Source organism: Halarcobacter ebronensis (assembly GCF_013201825.1).
GTDB lineage: Bacteria > Campylobacterota > Campylobacteria > Campylobacterales > Arcobacteraceae > Halarcobacter > Halarcobacter ebronensis.
Genome location: NZ_CP053836.1, coordinates 236561 through 255021 on the forward strand (window position 1 = coordinate 236561; position 18461 = coordinate 255021).

The 18461-nt window shown below is 30.4% G+C and carries 17 protein-coding genes; 7 read left to right on the forward strand and 10 right to left on the reverse strand.

Annotated features, from left to right (window positions below; translation table 11 throughout):
* Positions 1 to 131 precede the first annotated feature (131 nt).
* Positions 132 to 1010: a DMT family transporter gene (locus AEBR_RS01260; RefSeq protein ID WP_129086118.1), complete on the forward strand. Its 879-nt coding sequence runs from the start codon at positions 132 to 134 to the stop codon at positions 1008 to 1010.
* Positions 1011 to 1014: 4 nt separating this feature from the next.
* Here AEBR_RS01260 and AEBR_RS01265 read toward each other — a convergent pair whose 3' ends face one another.
* The 4 genes from AEBR_RS01265 to AEBR_RS01280 are packed head-to-tail and all read right to left on the reverse strand — an operon-like array spanning position 1015 to position 4368.
* Entirely contained in the window at positions 1015 to 1485 is a 471-nt protein-coding gene (locus tag AEBR_RS01265) for a phosphatidylglycerophosphatase A family protein (protein WP_129086119.1), read from the reverse strand.
* Positions 1482 to 2369, reverse strand: a complete 888-nt coding sequence (locus AEBR_RS01270; RefSeq protein WP_129086120.1) for a DNA-binding transcriptional response regulator — start codon at positions 2367 to 2369, stop codon at positions 1482 to 1484. Before AEBR_RS01270 ends, AEBR_RS01265 begins: the two co-directional genes overlap by 4 nt.
* A complete protein-coding gene (locus tag AEBR_RS01275; protein WP_129086121.1) occupies positions 2366 to 3490 on the reverse strand; it encodes a bifunctional 2-C-methyl-D-erythritol 4-phosphate cytidylyltransferase/2-C-methyl-D-erythritol 2,4-cyclodiphosphate synthase in 1125 nt (374 codons plus the stop codon). Before AEBR_RS01275 ends, AEBR_RS01270 begins: the two co-directional genes overlap by 4 nt.
* Positions 3491 to 3546: 56 nt before the next feature.
* Positions 3547 to 4368 carry an HDOD domain-containing protein gene (locus tag AEBR_RS01280; RefSeq protein ID WP_128981418.1) on the reverse strand — a complete coding sequence of 274 codons (822 nt, stop codon included), beginning with the start codon at positions 4366 to 4368 and terminating at the stop codon, positions 3547 to 3549.
* Between the two features lie 248 nt (positions 4369 to 4616).
* Between AEBR_RS01280 and thiC the strand changes: the two genes are divergently transcribed.
* The 4 genes from thiC (at position 4617) to AEBR_RS01300 (ending at position 8065) form a co-directional block, all read left to right on the forward strand.
* Positions 4617 to 5966, forward strand: a complete 1350-nt coding sequence (thiC, locus tag AEBR_RS01285) for a phosphomethylpyrimidine synthase ThiC (RefSeq protein ID WP_129086122.1) — start codon at positions 4617 to 4619, stop codon at positions 5964 to 5966.
* Between the two features lie 147 nt (positions 5967 to 6113).
* Complete coding sequence (locus tag AEBR_RS01290) at positions 6114 to 7277, forward strand: Mrp/NBP35 family ATP-binding protein (RefSeq protein WP_128981414.1); 1164 nt, start codon at positions 6114 to 6116, stop codon at positions 7275 to 7277.
* Positions 7278 to 7456: 179 nt separating this feature from the next.
* Positions 7457 to 7597 (forward strand): hypothetical protein, encoded by a 141-nt coding sequence (locus AEBR_RS01295; protein ID WP_164969434.1) that lies wholly within the window; start codon positions 7457 to 7459, stop codon positions 7595 to 7597.
* Positions 7598 to 8065 carry a Fur family transcriptional regulator gene (locus tag AEBR_RS01300; protein ID WP_129086123.1) on the forward strand — a complete coding sequence of 156 codons (468 nt, stop codon included), beginning with the start codon at positions 7598 to 7600 and terminating at the stop codon, positions 8063 to 8065.
* Positions 8066 to 8338: 273 nt separating this feature from the next.
* Here AEBR_RS01300 and hisIE read toward each other — a convergent pair whose 3' ends face one another.
* From hisIE to AEBR_RS01330, 6 genes are all read right to left on the reverse strand, one after another.
* On the reverse strand, positions 8339 to 9022 hold the full coding sequence (gene hisIE / locus AEBR_RS01305) for a bifunctional phosphoribosyl-AMP cyclohydrolase/phosphoribosyl-ATP diphosphatase HisIE (RefSeq protein ID WP_129086124.1): 684 nt from the start codon (positions 9020 to 9022) through the stop codon (positions 8339 to 8341).
* A gap of 55 nt (positions 9023 to 9077) precedes the next feature.
* Positions 9078 to 10157, reverse strand: a complete 1080-nt coding sequence (locus AEBR_RS01310) for an SPFH domain-containing protein (RefSeq protein ID WP_129086125.1) — start codon at positions 10155 to 10157, stop codon at positions 9078 to 9080.
* A gap of 13 nt (positions 10158 to 10170) precedes the next feature.
* A complete protein-coding gene (locus AEBR_RS01315) occupies positions 10171 to 11091 on the reverse strand; it encodes a branched-chain amino acid transaminase (protein ID WP_129086126.1) in 921 nt (306 codons plus the stop codon).
* Between the two features lie 117 nt (positions 11092 to 11208).
* Entirely contained in the window at positions 11209 to 12015 is an 807-nt protein-coding gene (locus AEBR_RS01320; RefSeq protein ID WP_129086127.1) for a metal ABC transporter permease, read from the reverse strand.
* Positions 12009 to 12758 carry a metal ABC transporter ATP-binding protein gene (locus AEBR_RS01325; RefSeq protein WP_228712126.1) on the reverse strand — a complete coding sequence of 250 codons (750 nt, stop codon included), beginning with the start codon at positions 12756 to 12758 and terminating at the stop codon, positions 12009 to 12011. Before AEBR_RS01325 ends, AEBR_RS01320 begins: the two co-directional genes overlap by 7 nt.
* Positions 12742 to 14019 carry a metal ABC transporter solute-binding protein, Zn/Mn family gene (locus tag AEBR_RS01330; RefSeq protein WP_129086128.1) on the reverse strand — a complete coding sequence of 426 codons (1278 nt, stop codon included), beginning with the start codon at positions 14017 to 14019 and terminating at the stop codon, positions 12742 to 12744. The genes AEBR_RS01325 and AEBR_RS01330 overlap by 17 nt, the downstream gene beginning before the upstream one ends.
* 147 nt (positions 14020 to 14166) lie before the next feature.
* On the opposite strand from AEBR_RS01330, the gene AEBR_RS01335 reads away from it, so the two are divergent.
* Together AEBR_RS01335 and metH are read left to right on the forward strand one after the other, a co-directional pair.
* A complete protein-coding gene (locus tag AEBR_RS01335) occupies positions 14167 to 14769 on the forward strand; it encodes a class I SAM-dependent methyltransferase (protein WP_129086129.1) in 603 nt (200 codons plus the stop codon).
* Between the two features lie 98 nt (positions 14770 to 14867).
* Positions 14868 to 18338 (forward strand): methionine synthase, encoded by a 3471-nt coding sequence (gene metH, locus AEBR_RS01340; protein WP_129086130.1) that lies wholly within the window; start codon positions 14868 to 14870, stop codon positions 18336 to 18338.
* The last annotated feature ends 123 nt before the right edge of the window (positions 18339 to 18461 follow it).

Consider the following 18461-nt stretch of genomic DNA (forward strand, 5'->3'; position numbering starts at 1 on the left):
AGTGAAAATAGATATAAATAGTAATATATAAAATATAAATTCTTTAAAATTTAAAATACCTAAAAGATATAACTAAATCTTTATCACATATTATATAAAATCAAAATTCGATTTTATATATAAAGAGAATTATGGAAAACAAAAAAAATGCCATTATCATATTTTTACTTCTTGGAATAATTTGGGGAAGTAATTTTATCTATATGAAATGGGCTAGTGAGTTGATAACTCCACTTCAAGTAGTATTTTTAAGAGTTCTATTTGGCTTTATCCCTGTATTAGTTTATGCATATTACAAAAAAGCTATAAAAATTGAACATTTAAAATACAGTTTTCATTTTTTTGTAATGTCTTTACTTGGTACAACTGTATATTATTATTTTTTTGTAAAAGCAACTTCTTTACTCTTATCCGGAGTAACAGGAGCCTTAAGTGGTTCGATTCCTCTATTTGCTTTTATATTAGCTGTGGTATTTCTAAAAGATGAAAAGTTTGATAAAAGAATAGTTGGAATCTTAGTTGGTATATTAGGTGTAATACTAATTGCAAAACCTTTTGAAGCAAATATTTTTGAATCAAACCTAGAAGGTATAATGGATATTATTTTAGGTTCTTTGATAGTGGGTTCCTCTTTTGTTTATGCAAAAAAATTTGTAATGCCTTTAAAAATCCATTTTTCAGCTTTAACTACCTATCAGTTGGGTTTTGCACTTTTAACGCTTCTTGTTGTAACAAAGTGGGAAGGTATCTCTAATATAACAACAAGTACACATGTGTTTTTAGGAACAGTAGTTGGCTTAGGATTACTTGGTACAGGATTGGCTTTTGTTTTATATTATTATATAATAGAACATTTAGGAGCAGTTACAGCAGCTTCTACAACATATTTACCACCTGTTGTAGCATTGATAATAGGATATTTTTTTATAGGTGAAGATATTGATTTAATTGATTGTTTAGGGACAGTTTTGATTTTTATAGGGGTTTTTATAGTGAATAAAAGAAAATAATTCACTATAAAACAAAATATACTAAAAGTTGATAAACTCCTGCTGCTGCAACTCCACCAGCAAATCCAGCAACTATATCATCTCCCATTACTCCCCAGCCACCTTTTACTTCTCTATCTATTTTCCCAATAATAGAGGGTTTCCAAATATCAAAAACTCTAAAAAATACAAATGCAAGTGCACTAAGAATATAAAAATTTTCTTGATTGATTCCACATATAGAAAGAGCTATCCACATACCTGCAAGTTCATCTATAACAATCTCTTTACCATCGTGCACACCAACCTCTTTTTCATACTTATCAATCTCTTTTGCAGCAATTACGCTTATTAAAAATGCCAAAAGAAAAAGTGTTGATTCAGGAATATATTTAATTAAAAACATACCTAAAATTAAAGCTACAAATGAGCCTACAGTTCCAGGAGCTTTTGGACTAAGACCACTATAAAAGAGTGTTAAAAAAAGTTTTCTCATTTATTTTTTTTCTCAATTCCTAATTTTTTTCTTTTTTCCCAGAGTGATTTTCTTGAGATTCCCAGTTTTTTAGAAAGCTCAGTATCTGGATATTTACCTTGATATGAAACAACAATCATTTTTACATAATCATTGATTGTCATAATACTATTAGTAGGGATTATTTGTTCATTTTTTTGGAACTCAATTTTTGTAAAAGGAAACTCATCTTCACTCTCCAAAGAGACCAATATAGCTTTTTTATCTTCTATTACTCTAATTAAATTATCTTTTGAGCTTTTCTTCAAAGCATGATAATCAGTTAGATAAAGCATCCCATTAAATCTTTCATTAACTTGTTTTTGCCAATTATCACTACTAAGAGAGATAAATTTTATTTGTAAATCAAGTTTTCTTGATAAATCAAAAGCTAATTTATCTGCACTTATTTGTGAATTTGTTTCTATAAGCAGAGGAAAAGTTGTTGGTAAAACCGCACCTGAAGTATCAACATTCAAAAATTGAAAACTTTGATAATCCCTTAATGTTTGTAACTCTTTTCTTAATGATCTGCACTCTCTATAGTGATATATTTTTCTAACCAATTCATCCATTATAAAAGGTTTCATTATATAATCTTTTGCACCCTCTTTTATTGGGTCAGTTACAGTTTCATCTGAGATATATGAAACTAAAAGAATAATAATAGAGTCACTATATCTTCTAATAATTGTTTTGCACAAAGGTCCTGGAAGTGAAGTTGATAATAGAATAATGTCATAATCTTTTGTCAAATTCTCAATATTTGGAGACTCAACAAAATCACAATTATGTCCATCATCTAACAATCTTGATACAACTTTCTGTGCCAAGTAGATTTCACTTTCAATTATTAATATATTCATTTTTTCGTCCAATCATAGTATTTTAATGTGGCAATACTTTGTACTGCAACACCTTCTTCTCTACCAATAAATCCCAATTTTTCAGCAGTTGTTGCTTTAATATTAACAAATTGCTTTTCAAGATTTAACAATTTTGCAATAGTTGCTTTAATCTCTTGTTTATATGGATTGATTTTTGGTTTTTGAGCAATTATTGTTAGGTCAATATTTACTATTTCATAACCAACATTGCAGATAAATTCAACTATATTATTAAGTAGAATTTTTGAATCAATATTTTTATATTTTTCACTTGTGTCAGGGAAAAACTCACCAATATCTCCAGCGCCTACTGCACCTAATAAAGCATCAATTAATGAATGGATAAGTACATCTCCATCACTATGAGCTTTAAACCCATAATGTACATCAATATTTACTCCACCTAAAAACATTTTTTTATTCTCTTCAAAAGGGTGAATATCAAAACCAGTTCCAGTAAAGAAGTTATTTGAAGGGGGTTTTAAACAAGTAATTTCAGAAATATCACTATTTATAGTCAACTTTTTACTTGCAATATCTCCTTCTATATATTTAATAGAACCACCAATCGCTTTAATAGCTGAACTATCATCAGTAAACTCAACAGTTGTCTCTAAGGCTTTTCTTAAAGTATCACTTTTTGATAGTTGAGGTGTTTGGATTAGTTTTACTTCTTCTCTGTTAATTGTGTTACTTTCATAGACTACTGTATCGCTAACACTTAATGTAGGTACTATGCAATCAGCATCATCTTTTGAAGCAATCAAATCCTCAATAACTTTTTTTGGAATACAAACTCTTGCTACATCTGTTACCATTACATATTTAGTTGTAACTTTTTTTAGGGCATTTTTCATAGACTCTTGTCTACTATTTCCACCTTCTACAAATACAAAATCATCTGTAAAATTTTTCATATACTCTAATTCATCAGGATGTGAGGTAATAATAACATTTTGAAAGGGATAAAAATCTTTTAATCTATTTGTAACAAATAACCACAATGGAGTATTATCAACTCTAAGCCATTGTTTCTTTGCCGTCAGTTGGAATCTTGAGGAGTTTCCAGCACTTAGCACAATTAATGTAATATCTGACACTAGACACCTTTGAGTAAAAAAGTTACATATTATACTTTAATGTAACTTATGAAAGCTTAAAGACTATTTTCTAGTTTAAATTTAATGGTGTCTATTGATTGTAGTAATAATTCAGCGTCAATACCATATTCATTGGCTTTATTAAGTGCTCTTTGTATATTCTGATCAGATAGAGGACTTCTCATATCACATAAAATTTTTATAATCTCTAAAATTTTTACTTTTTGTAAGTACTCTTTTGGACAATTTTCTAAATCTTCTACAAAACCAATTGTAAAAATTAGATTGTGGCTTAAGTTCCAATGTTTAAATATATTAGCTGTGATTCTTGCACATGTATATCCAAGAAACTCTTTTTCTACTGTTGAAATATTTCTACTTATGTCAAGTCTACTTCTAAAATCCTCTTTTCTTCCAGTTTCATCAATGATTTCAGATATTACAAATTTACCAACTTCTTGTAAAAAAGCAGGTAATAAAAGCTCCTCTTTTAAATCAAAGCTAATTTTTGAAACCCAACTATTTACTAAAGAAGAAGCCAAATTTGAAGAGAATATAAAATCATCAGTGGTGACATTATATGCGTCTAAATTTGTATTTATAAGGCTTTGAATTACAGTTCCAAGCGCGATTGATATAGTAAAATTAACTCCAAGTAATGAAATTGCTCGACTAGGAGTCTCAACTTCACTTACAAAGCCAAACATCGCAGAGTTTGCAACTCTTAAAACAGTTGTAATGATTAAAGGATCCTTCTCAATAATCTTTAGCAAATCTAAAGGTTCTTGATTAGGCATTTTTCTAAACTCTTCTAACTCTAGAACACTCTTTGGAAGTGGTGGTAATGAATCAATCTTTTCGATAATAAGTTTCTTCATCTAATTTCCTATTTCAAACGACTTTAATTTTTATATAATATCAATTAATTCTTTATACTCATCTGTAACAAATAGAAACTAAGAGAAATTTTTTCCATTATAATTCTGATTATTATTTAAAAACTAATGTTTATAATATTAGTTATAATAAGAAACAAGCAAAAATTATAAAATAAATTTAGTAAGGATAATTAAGTTTATATAAACTAAATTTGCTATAATCAAGAAAATTTTTATAGGGATATTATATGAGAGACTGGCTTGATAATCATAAAGATGATAAAGTAAGAACACAGATGTACTACGCAAAACAGGGAATTATAACCCCTGATATGGAGTATGTAGCAAAAGTAGAAAATCTTGACCCTGAGCTAGTTAGAAGTGAAATAGCTAGAGGAAGATTAATAATTCCAGCTAATGTTAACCATAAACATTTGAAACCTATGGCAATAGGTATTGCATCTTCTTGTAAGATAAATGCAAACATAGGTTCTTCGGCATTAGCTTCAGATATTCAAGGTGAAATAGAAAAAGTTGATGTATGTTTAAAACATGGGGCAGATACAATTATGGATTTAAGCACAGGCGGGGATTTAGATTCAATTAGAAGAGCTGTTGTAGAACACTCAACTGTGCCAATTGGTACAGTACCTATGTATCAGATTTTGCACGATTGCCATGATAAAATTGAAGATTTGACAATAGAGAGTATGCTTAAAGTTTTAGAAAAACAAGCTCAGCAAGGGGTTTCATATTTTACAATCCATGCAGGATTTCTTTTAAGATTTATGCCACATATTGCAAAAAGAAAAATGGGAATTGTAAGTAGAGGTGGGTCATTAATGGCTGCATGGATGATGCATTACCACAAAGAGAATCCATTTTATGATGCTTATGATGACATTTTAGATATTTGTAGAAAATATGACGTCTCTTTATCTTTAGGAGATTCATTAAGACCAGGATGCCTTTTTGATGCTTCAGATGAAGCACAACTTTCAGAACTAAAAGTTTTAGGTGAACTTACATTAAGAGCTTGGGAAAAAGATGTTCAAGTTATGATAGAGGGTCCAGGACATGTTCCTTTAAACCAAATAGAGAGAAATATGAAACTTGAAAGAGAGTATTGTCATGAAGCTCCTTTTTATATTTTAGGACCTCTTACAACTGATATTGCTGCTGGATATGATCATATCTCTTCTGCAATTGGTGCAGCTGTTGGTGGATGGCATGGAGCATCAATGTTATGTTACGTTACACCAAAAGAACATTTAGGTTTGCCAAATGCAAATGATGTTAGAGAAGGAATTATTGCATATAAAATTGCAGCGCATAGTGCAGATATTGCAAGAGGAAGAAAAGGCGCAAGAGATATTGATGATGAAATGTCTGATGCAAGATATGCTTTTGATTGGAATAAACAATTTGAACTATGTTTAGATCCAGAAAGAGCAAAAGAGTATCATGATGAAACTCTACCTCAAGATGTATTTAAAGAAGCAGAGTTTTGTTCTATGTGCGGACCAAAATTTTGTTCATATAAAATTACACAAAAAATTGTGGATAAACATGGAGCAGAGATAGCTCAAGCTGTTTAATTCAAATTTAAACTTTTTAATCAATTTAGGATAAAATTTCAAAGTAAAGGGAAAGTTTTCACTTTCCCACTTTAGATAGTATAATTAAGACAAAAATTATCCTATTTTACATATAATACGAAAAATCTCTGAATATAAGGAAAATATATGGCAACAGTAGCTGATATAAAAGAGGAATTAAAAAAAGTTTTATACCCAGGATTTCAAAAATCTATTATTGATTTTGGATTTGTAAAAGATGTACAAGTTGGAGATAATAGCGCATTAATCTTAGTAGACATTACATCAAGTGCTCCTGAAGTTGAAGAACAATTAAAAAAAGATATTACAGTAGTACTTTCAAATGCTGGAGTATCAAATATTGAAATTAAAATTACTAAACCAGAAGCACCAAAACAACAAAGTAATAGTGTAAGTGGACAAAATATTGCTCCACAAATCAAAAACTTTGTAATGGTTAGTTCTGGTAAAGGTGGAGTTGGTAAATCAACTACAACAGTTAACTTAGCAGTTGCAGCAGCAATGCAAGGTAAAAGAGTTGGTATTTTAGATGCAGATATCTATGGTCCAAATATTCCTAGAATGATGGGAATTAATGGAAAAGAGGTTGAAATTGTTGGAAATAAAGCTAAACCTTTTAGTGCCTATGGAGTAGATGTTATGTCTATGGGTTCATTAATGGAAGAGGGGCAGGCTCTTATTTGGAGAGGTGCTATGATTATGAAAGCAGTTCAACAACTTTTAAGAGATATTCTTTGGGAAGAGTTAGATATTTTATTTATTGATATGCCTCCAGGTACTGGTGATGCACAATTAACAATAGCTCAAAGTGTACCTGTAACATGTGGTATAAATGTAACTACTCCTCAACATGTGGCACTAGATGACAGTAGAAGAAGTTTGGATATGTTTAAAAAACTACATATTCCAATTGGTGGAATAGTTGAAAATATGAGTGGATTTATTTGCCCTAAATGTGGAGAAGAGTCTGATATTTTTGGGATGGGAACTTGTGATGCATTAGCAGAACAATACGATACTCAAGTTTTAGGAAATCTTCCAATTGAACCAGCTATTAGAGAAGGTGGAGATTCAGGGAAACCTGTAGTTTACTGTAATCCTGAGTCAGAATCTGCAAAAAGATATATGCAATCAGCTAATAAACTTATTGAATTTATTGATAAAGTAAGTGCAAGTGCATCAAATGCTGAAATTCAACCTACAACACCTCCTGGTGTATCTGCTTGTTCAACTGCAGCAAGTGGTCAAAAAAGTTCTAATGACAGCGGGAGCTGTGGATGTGGACACTAAAAAATAAAAAGAGATAATTATCTCTTTTTATTTATCTTTTCCCTAACATTTCTTCAAATTTTTCATAACTCTAAGATTTTTTAATAAATCTTATTATAAATATGATAATAATTATCATTCAATTTACATTAAGTTTCCTATGAGTATAATTTTGATATTCATTATTAAGGAACCTTGATATGGTTGTAAAAGAGAAAAAAAATAGTTTTGAGTCTTCAATGTTTTATAAAACAAATATGAAGATTAATAGAAATCTACCTAAAGTGTATGCATTTACATTACTTCTATCTGTCGCGATTTGCTGTGTTGGATTGAACTAAATGGGGAAATTAGAGGACAAGCAATTTGATATTTTTATTAAAAATTACAAAGGGCATATAAGCAAACAAGGTTTTAAAAACACCATTCAAAAAGACTACATTCTAAAAGTTTTGTACTATAGTGAACATCATTTAAGTGCAGAAGAGATAACTGACAAAATTCAAAAAGAGTTTAATATTGATATTGGAATAGCAACTGTATATAGAAGTCTTAACTTTTTTGAAGAGATGAAGTTAGTTGAAATACTAAATATTGGAGATGGAACAAGAAGATATGAGTTTAAGTTTAATAAAAAACATCATGATCATCTAATCTGCACCTCTTGTAATAAAATCATTGAATTTAGTGATGATATTATTGAATTAAATCAAATAAAAATTGCAGAAAAAAATGGATATGTCCTAAATGACCATAGCATGATAATATATGGTTTATGTGATAACTGCTGCGAAGAAACTCAAGAATAATTCACAAAAGCTTTTTTTAACTTAAAAGGAATAGTAATTGTATATTGATAATAGTTATCAGTTACTTTTAATAAAGTATAGTGTACAATTTTAATAATTAATATCAATAAGGATTCAAAATGCCATTATTATTACCATTAGCAGCACTGCTTACAACAGCACTTACAGTTCAAACTGTAAATGGAACTATGAGAAAAATTGAAAGAAAAAGAAAAAGAAGAGAGAAAAAACTTTAAAAAATATTTTAAGTAGGGGTAAATAAAAAAGTTACCTTTACTTCTCTGTTCTTGAGTTTTTCTCTTCAATACCAGAAATACCAAACCTTCTAGCAAGTTCTTGTTTAACTCTATCAGGACTAATATTTTTAGATGCAAGGGCAACTAAAACGTGATATGCAATATCAGCAGCTTCATAAACAGCTTCATTTTCATCATTGTCTTTAATTGCAAAGGTGAACTCTCCTGCTTCTTCAACAATCTTCTTAAGCATAGAGTTTTGTTTTCCTTTTAAAAGTTTTGCAGTATATGAAATATCTGGATTATCATTTTTTCTATCTTGAATAACATGATACAAAGTATCAACTATTCCATAAGCTAATGATGTATCAACTTCAATTTTAGAAGTCTCTTCTTTTGTTTCTAAATTAGTAAAAAAACAAGATTTTCGCCCTGTATGACAAGCAACTCCATTTTGTTTTACTTTTAAAAGAAGAGTGTCATTATCACAATCGATTAGAATATTTTCAATCTCTTGGGTATGTCCAGAGCTTTCACCTTTTTTCCAAAGTCTTTGTTTACTTCTACTAAAGTAGTGAGCATATTTAGTTTTTAAAGATAACTCTAAAGCATCTTTATTCATATATGCAAGCATTAATACTTCGTTACTACTAGAGTCTTGGGTTATTACAGGGATTAACCCATTCATTTTTTCCCAATCTATTGATTCTAAACTTTCCATTATATTGCCTTGTTTTTTAAGAAGAGCGAAGACAATCAATAAGAGTTAAATACTCTTATTGATTTATTGTAGTATCTCTTTTATTATCTTTTGTATCAACCCAAATATTTGGAGTAGAACCACCAGGAGTTAAGAAGATTTTTGCATCTTTATTTTCTCTAAGTGCTTCGTTAAACTTACCTTGAACTTGAATTTGTTGCATATCAAGAAGTTTAGAAGTTAACGATGCCGCAATCTCTTGGTTAGCTTTTGCTTGTGCTTTAGCTTCAATAGTTACAGCATCTGCTCTACCTTGTGCTTCAATTCTATTTTTATCAGCTTCCCCTTTTGCTAGGGCTGCTTTTTTCTCTGCTTCTTGTTTCGCTCTTTCAACTTCGTATCTAACTCTTTGAGCTTCTTGATTTGCTATTTGAACTCTCTCAATTTGTTCTTTGATTTTTTGAGGAAGAACAATCTCTCTTAATTGAACAGATTCTATTGAAACAGGTTTATCTTCTAAGTCTTCAATTTTTGTTCTAATACCATTTTCAATTTGAGTTGCAATTTCATTTCTTTTTGTTGGTAACTCTTCAGCGTTATATCCACCAACTACATTTCTTACAATATTTCTTACAACAGGGTCAACAATTTTATCTTCCCATGTTGGTCCCCAAGTTGCAATAGTAAGAGGTGCTCCACTTGCTGTTAATCTATATTGAACAGTTAACTCAATAGATACAGGAAGTCCTCTTGAATCAAGGATATTGATTGCAGGATTACTTCTAATACTTTGGTCAAACCCAGTACTTGTCTCAACTGAAGCATAGTTCATAAGTCTAACTTTTGTATCCACTACAGTAACTTTTTGGTATCCTGGAATTATAAAGTGAAAACCAGGATTTAATGGTTGATCATCATATTTTCCTAATGTTTGTTTAATCCCAACATTACCTGACTCAATTGTCATAAATGGTTTAAAAATAAACAGAAGTGCAATTACAATAATAATTACATATATAACTCCTGCTTTTTTACCAAAATTTTTAAAAAATTCTGGTGGTTCAAAAGGTGGTTGATAACCACCGTCTCCGTTTGAATTCCCGCTATTTTTATTCTGTTGTTGCCTGTTTTTAAAATAGTCGTTATCAATTGGCATAATATTCCCTTTTTTAGTTTATATATGTTAAGTATTTAGTATACTTTTCATTCTTTCCTTGAACTACATCAAAGTATGCACTTTGAAGTTTTTCAGTGATAGGACCTCTTGAACCACATCCAATAATTCTGCTATCAACATCTCTAATTGGTGTAACTTCAGCTGCAGTACCTGTAAAAAATGCTTCATCAGCAATATAGATCTCTTCTCTTGTTACTCTTTTTCTTACAACTTCATAACCTAAATCTTTTGCAAGTTCAATTACTGTTGATTGAGTAATAGATTCAAGAGAGTTATCATTTGGTGGAGTAATTACTACACCATCTCTAATTATAAATAGACACTCACCACTAGCTTCTGCTATATATCCATCAGTATCTTTTAAAAGAGCTTCATCATATCCAGCTTCAACCGCTTCAAATTTTGCCATTTGAGAGTTTAAGTAGTTTGCAGAAGCTTTAGCTTTACCCATAGTTGAGTTATTTGAAGGTTTGTTAAATGAACTAATTTTTACTCTTACTCCATTTTTCATTCCCTCTTCACCTAAATATGCTCCCCATTCCCAAGCAGCAATACTAGCGTTTACTGGGCATTTTTTATGATAAATTCCCATAACCCCATATCCTAAATATACAAGAGGTCTAATGTATGCACCATTAAATAATTCATTTTTTTGTAATAATTCAACTTGAGCTTTTTTCATCTCTTCAATTGAAAAAGGTATATCCAAAAGTAACATCTTAGCAGAGTTATAAAGTCTTTTTGTATGTTCATCTAATCTGAATATTGCACATCTTCCATCATGAGTTCTATAGGCTTTAGTTCCCTCAAATATTCCATTACCATAATGTAATGTATGAGTTAAAATATGAACTTTTGCATCTTTCCACTCAACAAATTCTCCATCCATCCAGATGTATTTTGCTTCATTCATCTAATTTATCCTGTCTAAAATTTTTAGATAATATGTTATCCAAAGAAATATTAAAATAAAGTGAGATATAAATATACATGGCAAATGTAACCTTATATTAAATAATATAATTAAATACTATTTTTTTGTCAAAGATTTATAAATAAAAACAAAAAAAAGTACTATTGAACCAACCAGTATTATAGATGGACCAGAGCTTAAATCATAAGTATAAGAGATATATAATCCAATTATTATAAAAGACAGAGATAAAAATATTGATATAAGCATCATTGAAAATAGTGAGTTTGCAAATTTCTGTGCAATATAAATAGGAATTGTAAGCAGAGCAATAACTAAAATCAAACCAACGATTTTTATTGAAATAACAATTGTAAGGGATGATAAAATGAGTATTAGTGTATAAATTAATCTACTTTTAACCCCTCTTAACGTTGCGTATTCGCTGTCATAGGATACACTTAATATATCTCTATAAAGTACTGATATAGTTAATAAAACGAATACTAAAAGTGTAATCATAAAAATAATATCATCATTTGAAACTGCTAATAAAGAACCAAATAAATAACTCATTAAATCTGTATTATATCCAGGAGTTAAATCTACAAGCAATATACCAAATGACATACCAAGTGCCCATGTTAGACCAATGATAACATCTAAATTACCTCTTTGCTTATAGCTTAAAATTGCAATAATGATTGTAATAAATATAGAAAATATAGAAGTGCAGAGTAAAATAGGTAAGCCAAAAAATATTGCTATGCCAATTCCTCCATAGGCACTATGGGCTATGCCTCCTGATAAAAATACCATTTTATTCACTACAATTAGTGAACCAATAATTCCTGAGATAATACCAATTAATACTCCTGATATAAGGGCATTTTGCATAAAAGTATAAGATAAAGATTCTAACATTTGCATTTCCCTAACATCTCTAAAAGTTCAATTTCACATATATGAGAATTGATATTTTGAAATTCACTTTTCATTCTACTTAAATCATGAAAAGTAAGTTTTTTATTTATATATACTGCTTTTGTTGCATATTTTAAGACAATTGAAATATCATGGCTTACAACAATTATAGTTATCTCTTGGGAGAGTTCTTTAAGTACACTATAGATCTGTTCACAGCCTTGTAAATCGATATTTGATGTAGGTTCATCAAGTAATAAAATAGATGGATTTGAAAATAGAGCTCGTGCAATAAGAACCCTTTGCCTCTGCCCTCCTGATAAGTTAGAGATTTTATAATTAAAGAAATCCTTCATACCTACTTTTTCTAAAGCATCTAAAGCATTTCTTTTTTCATCTTTTTTATACCCAAAGAGTCTTTTTTTAAAGGAGTTTTGTCCCATCATTACAACTTCTAAAACTTTTATAGGAAAGTCAATGTTTATATTTGTATTTTGTGGGACATAACCAATATTTTGTAATTCATTTAAATAGGGGTTTCCAAAAATCTCAATTTTCCCTTTTTGCAAAGGGTTTATTCCTAAAATTATTTTAAGAAGAGTACTTTTCCCTCCACCATTTGGTCCAAGAATTGTTAGAAACTCATTTTTTTTAATTTCCAAATTTATATTTTCTAAAACAACCTCTTTTTCATATTTGAAAAAAAGGTTGTTTATGGTTAGAACATTAGTTGATGTTATCAATTGCTTTAGCCATTTTTATTAGATTTTCAGACCAATTTGCAGATAAAGGAGTCTCTTTTATAACTTTAATATTAAGTTCACTTGCAATTGCTTTTGCACTTTTATCAGAAAACTCTTCTTGTGCAAAAATTGCTTTTACATTCTCCTCTTTTGCTTCATCTATTATTTTTTCAAGCATTTTTGGCTTTGGTTCTTTCCCTTCAACTTCAATAGGAAATTGAACTAAATCATAATCTCTAGCAAAATATCCCCAAGAAGGATGAAAAACCATAAATTTAGATTTTTTAGGAATATTTGATAATATTTTTCTAATAGTAGAATCAGTTTTATCAATCTCAGCTAAAAATGTTTTATAGTTTGTTTCATAATATTTTTTATTTTTCCCATCAACTTTAACTAAAGCATCAAAAATATTTTTAGCCATAATTTTTACATTTGCTGGGCTAGTCCAAGTGTGTGGATCAAACTCTCCATGATGATGGTGCTCATGTTCACTCTCTTCTGGATGTGTTAATGAAGCTTCTATATCATTCTTGTTAATGTCTTTAAAAAAGTGTTCGTGTCCTTCAAACTCTGTTGGCATATGCTCTGTAAAAAATAGATATTTTCCATCTTCTTTAATATCAATTTTAAATGTTGATACCTCTTTGTTTTTATCAAAATTTAATTCATAAAAACTATTTGGATTTAATTTATAGTTATCTTCTACTTCAGTGATATTTGGTGAAGAGAACTCTTTTTTTGCTTCCTCTTCATATTGTTCAATAGTTGAAGTATCTTTTGAAGCTTTTTTTATTAAAAATTTCATACTAGGTTCGGCATATTTACCTTCAACTTTAGAAAAACTCCAAGAGTAAACACCTTTTTTTAAATCAAAAAGTCCAGCCCATTCGTATGGCAAATCAACTTCACTTGTTTCATGATGATGGTGGTGATGTGCAGGCATTTTTAAAAATTCTATACCTTTAGTCATATCAATAAACTGCATAGTTGAATTTTGATTAGCAAATTTATCTAACCAAGCATTTTCAAACTCTATTTTGATTGGAAAATAAAGTTGAGCTTTTGTTATTGCCTTCATTTGAGAAGGTTTTGGTTCGTAAGAGTGGGGATCACTTCCTGGCTTAACCATAGCAGTAACTGTAACTTTATCCCCTCCAATTTTTTCAACAAATGTTTTTTGAGGTAAAATACTAACTACAATATCTATTTTTGCGAATAAGAATGTAGAAAGAAGAAGAATTGAAATTATGTATTTCATATATGTTCCTTTTAATATATATTGCAACTAAGTTGCGTTTGAATATTACTGCAAGAAAAATTATATGCAACTTAGTTGCATTTATTAATTGTATAATAAAATATTTAATCAACAAAAAAATATTAAAATAAAAAATTAGGAGAGTTAATGAGTCAACAACACTTTTGGAATGAAAAATTTTCAAGACAAGGATATCTTTACGGGAAAAAACCAAATGCTTTTATAGAGTCTTGTTCCCACCTCTTTAATAGAGAAAAAGCTTTTTTATGTTTAGGTGAGGGAGAAGGTAGAAATGCAATTTTTTTTGCAAAGAAGGGTTTTGATGTGATGGCACTTGATGCCTCTGACATAGCACTTAAAAAACTTCAAGAGTTTGCATCTTTTGAGAGTGTTCATGTAAAAACAAAATGTATAGATTTAAATGAATGGGAGCCAAATAAGGCGTATGGTTCAATCGTAGCTTCTTATCTTCATATGCATAAAAGTGATAGGGATGTTCTATTTAAAAAAATTGAAGATACTTTAGAAGAGGGAGGTTATTTTATAGGAGAGTTTTTTTCTACTAAACAGTTATCTTACAACAGTGGTGGTCCAAAAGATATTGATTTACTATATACCATAGAAGATTTTTTGAATAGATTTTTATATTGTAAAAAACTTAAGCTTGAAGAGCTAATTACCAAGTTAGACGAAGGAAAAGGCCATCAAGGTGAAGCAAGTGTCATTAGAGTTATTTTACAAAAAATATAGTTTTTTGTTTTTACAAGATTTTAAAGAGCTTTTTAATATACTCTTTGCTTAACTAAATAATAAACAATACTTATTTTATAGGGAATATAGATACTTATATGATTGAAAAAATAAAAGAAATAATAGAAAATAGAGTCTTAATTATAGATGGTGCAATGGGAACCCAACTTCAAATTGCAGATATTAAAAATGAATCTTGGCAATATGAAGGTAAAGATTTAGAAGGGTGTAATGAATTATTAAACTTAACTGCACCAAATATCTTAGAGGGAATTCATGATGCTTATGCTATTGCAGGGGCTGATTTAATCACTACAAATACTTTTGGTTCTATGCCTTGGGTATTAGAAGAGTATGGAATAGCAAAAACCTCTTATGAGCTTTCAAAACTGGGTGCACAACTTGTAAAAAAAAGTTGTGAGAAGTTTAGTACTAAAGAGAAACCTAGATTTGTTTTAGGTTCAATTGGTCCTGGAACAAAACTTCCTAGTCTTGGACATATAACTTATGATGAGATGTTTGAAGGGTATAAGATTATGGCTCAAGGTCTTGTTGATGGAGGATGTGACATCTTCTTACTTGAGACTTGCCAAGATCCTCTTCAAATAAAAGCTGCACTTCATGCTTTAAAAGAGGTTTCTCCACAAACTCCTATTATGGTTTCTGTAACCATTGAGTTAAGTGGAACAATGCTTATTGGGACAGATGCAATGACAATTGCAGCTATTATGGCTCCTTTTAATATTTTATCTTTAGGGTTTAACTGTGGAACAGGACCAAAACAGGTACATAAACATGTAAAAGCTCTAAGTGAAGTTTGCAGATTCCCGATATCAGTTCACTCAAATGCAGGTCTTCCTCAAAATAGAGGTGGAGTAACTTATTATCCAATGCAGCCAAAAGAGTTTACCGAGCTTAGTATTGAGTTTTTAGAGTTTAATGGAGTCTCTTTTTTAGGTGGTTGTTGTGGAACAACACCAGCACACATTGAAGCTTTGGCAAAAGAGGCTTCAAAGATAAAACCAAAAAAACCAAGTGGCTTTTTAAAAGCTTCATTGGCATCACTGTTTAATGTAGTTCCCCTAAAACAAGATCCAGCACCGCTTCTAATAGGGGAGAGATCTAATGCAACAGGAAGTAAAGCCTTTAGAGAACTTCTAAAAGCAAATGATTATGAGGGAACATTATCTGTTGGTCAACAACAAGTAAGAGCAGGAGCACATGTAATTGATGTTTCTGTCGGATTTGCTGGACGTGATGAAAGAGAAGATATGAATAAAGTTGTATCTTTATATTCTCAAAAAGTTGCACTTCCACTTATGCCAGACTCAACGCAACTTCCAGCTCTTGAAGAGGCTTTAAAACAGATTGGTGGAAGACCAATAATTAACTCAGTTAATCTTGAAGATGGGGAAGAGAAATTTGATGCAGTTTGTAATTTAGCCAAAAAGTTTGGTGCAGCACTTGTTTGTTTAGTTATTGATGAAGTTGGAATGGCAAAAACAAAGAATAGAAAACTTGAAGTTGCAGAAAGAATCTATGATTTATGTGTAAATAGACATGGCTTTAATCCAGATGATTTAGTTTTTGATATGCTTACGTTTACTATTGGTTCAGGGGATGATGAGTATAGAACAGCAGGAATGGAAACCCTTGAAGCAATCAGAGAGTTTCAACTGCGTCATCCAGAAGTGGGTACCACTTTAGGACTATCAAATATCTCTTTTGGATTATCAATAAATGCAAGAATATATTTAAACTCAATCTATCTTGATCACTGTGTAAAAGCAGGGCTTACAAGTGCTATTGTAAATGTAAAACATATTTTGCCACTAAATAAAATAAGTGATGAAGATAGAAAAGCTTGTGATAATCTAATTTTTAATAACCATGAAAATGGTGACCCACTTTTTGCTTTTATTGATCACTTTTCAAATGTGGAGTCGCAAGAAGACAAAAGTGATGAAGAGTATGAGAAGTTGGAGTCAATAGATAAGGTAAAAAAACTTCTTTTAGATGGGGATAAAGAGAGAATGCTTCCCCTTGTTGAAGAGCTTAGACATAGTGTTAACCCTGAGATAATAGTTAATGAATGGCTTATTGATGGAATGAAAGTAATAGGAGAACTTTTTGGAAGTGGTCAAATGCAACTTCCTTTTGTACTTCAAAGTGCTGAGACTATGAAAGCAACAGTTGATGCTTTAAATCCATATTTACCAAAAGAGGAAAAAGCAAGTGAAACCGTACTTGTATTAGGAACTGTAAAAGGAGATGTTCATGATGTTGGTAAAAACCTTGTGGATATTATTCTTTCAAATAATGGTTTCAAAGTAATAAATATTGGAATAAAAGCTGATCTAAATGACTTTATAATTGCTGTAAAAGAGCATAAAGCCCAAGCAATTGGAATGAGTGGATTGCTTGTAAAAAGTACCGCTGTAATGAAAGACAATCTTGAAGAGCTTCAAAAACAAGGAATAGATATTCCTGTACTTTTAGGAGGAGCTGCCCTTACAAAAAGTTTTGTAAATGATTATTGCAGACCTATCTATGATGGTCCAATTTTCTATTGTAGAGATGCTTTTGATGGTGTTGTATCTATGCAAAGAATTGAAAGTGGCGAGTTAGATAACACCACTTTAGCAGCAGATTTAATAGATGAAGATGCAATAGCAAAAAATGAAGAGCAAGAGATTATTGTAAAAGAGTCTGATGTTGAACTTCCTGAAGAGTCTACTTTTACTTTTCCTCCTCTTTGGGGAAGAGTTGCACAAAATAAAAATATGATAAATAAAGAGCTTAGTTTTAAATGGATAAATCATAGGGTTTTATTTAGACAAAGATGGGGATATAAAAGAGCAAAACAATCTAGTGAAGAGTTTTTAAAACATGAAAAAGAGGTAGTTGAGCCGCTATATGAAAAACTAAAAGAGCAGTTTATTTCTAAAGGTTTGTTTGCTCCAATAGCAATATATGCATATTTCCCTTGTATTGCAAAAGAGAATAAGCTTTATATTTTTAGTGAAGAGTATGCTTTTCATTCCCTTGAAGAGGCAAAAAAAGTACCACCTTTGGAAAAAGCAATAAAAGTTTTTGAGTTCCCAAGGCAAAAAAGAAAACCACATAGATGTATTGCTGATTTCTTTGCGAATAATAGACTTGATGTGGTTGCCTTTTCACTTGCAAGTGCAGGAGTAAAATTAAGCCCTTATGAAGCTAAGCTTTATAAAGAGAGTAAATTTACGGAATATTATCAAGTTCATGGATTAGGAGTTGAGCTAGCTGAAGCTTTGGCTGAGGTGATTCATAAACAAGTAAGACTTGATTTGGATATTGTTCCAAAAGAAGGACATACGCTAAATGATGTACAGATGAAACAATATGTAGGGTGTAGATACTCTCCAGGATACGCTGCTTGTCCAGAGTTAGAATTAAGCAAAGATATTTTTGATTTATTAAAACCTGAAGAGTTTGGAATAACTCTAAGTGAGACTTTCCAAATTGATCCAGAACAGAGTACTTGCGCCATAATAGTGCCACATCACAAAGCCAACTACTACAACATCTAGAAGAAATTGTTATTTTTAGCTTATTTCTTCGTTAAACTTCAAAAATTTAGAGAGTTATTTACTATATGTAAACTCCTCCCTAAATTTTCTTGTTCGCCTTGAACTAAACTAAAACTAGCAATT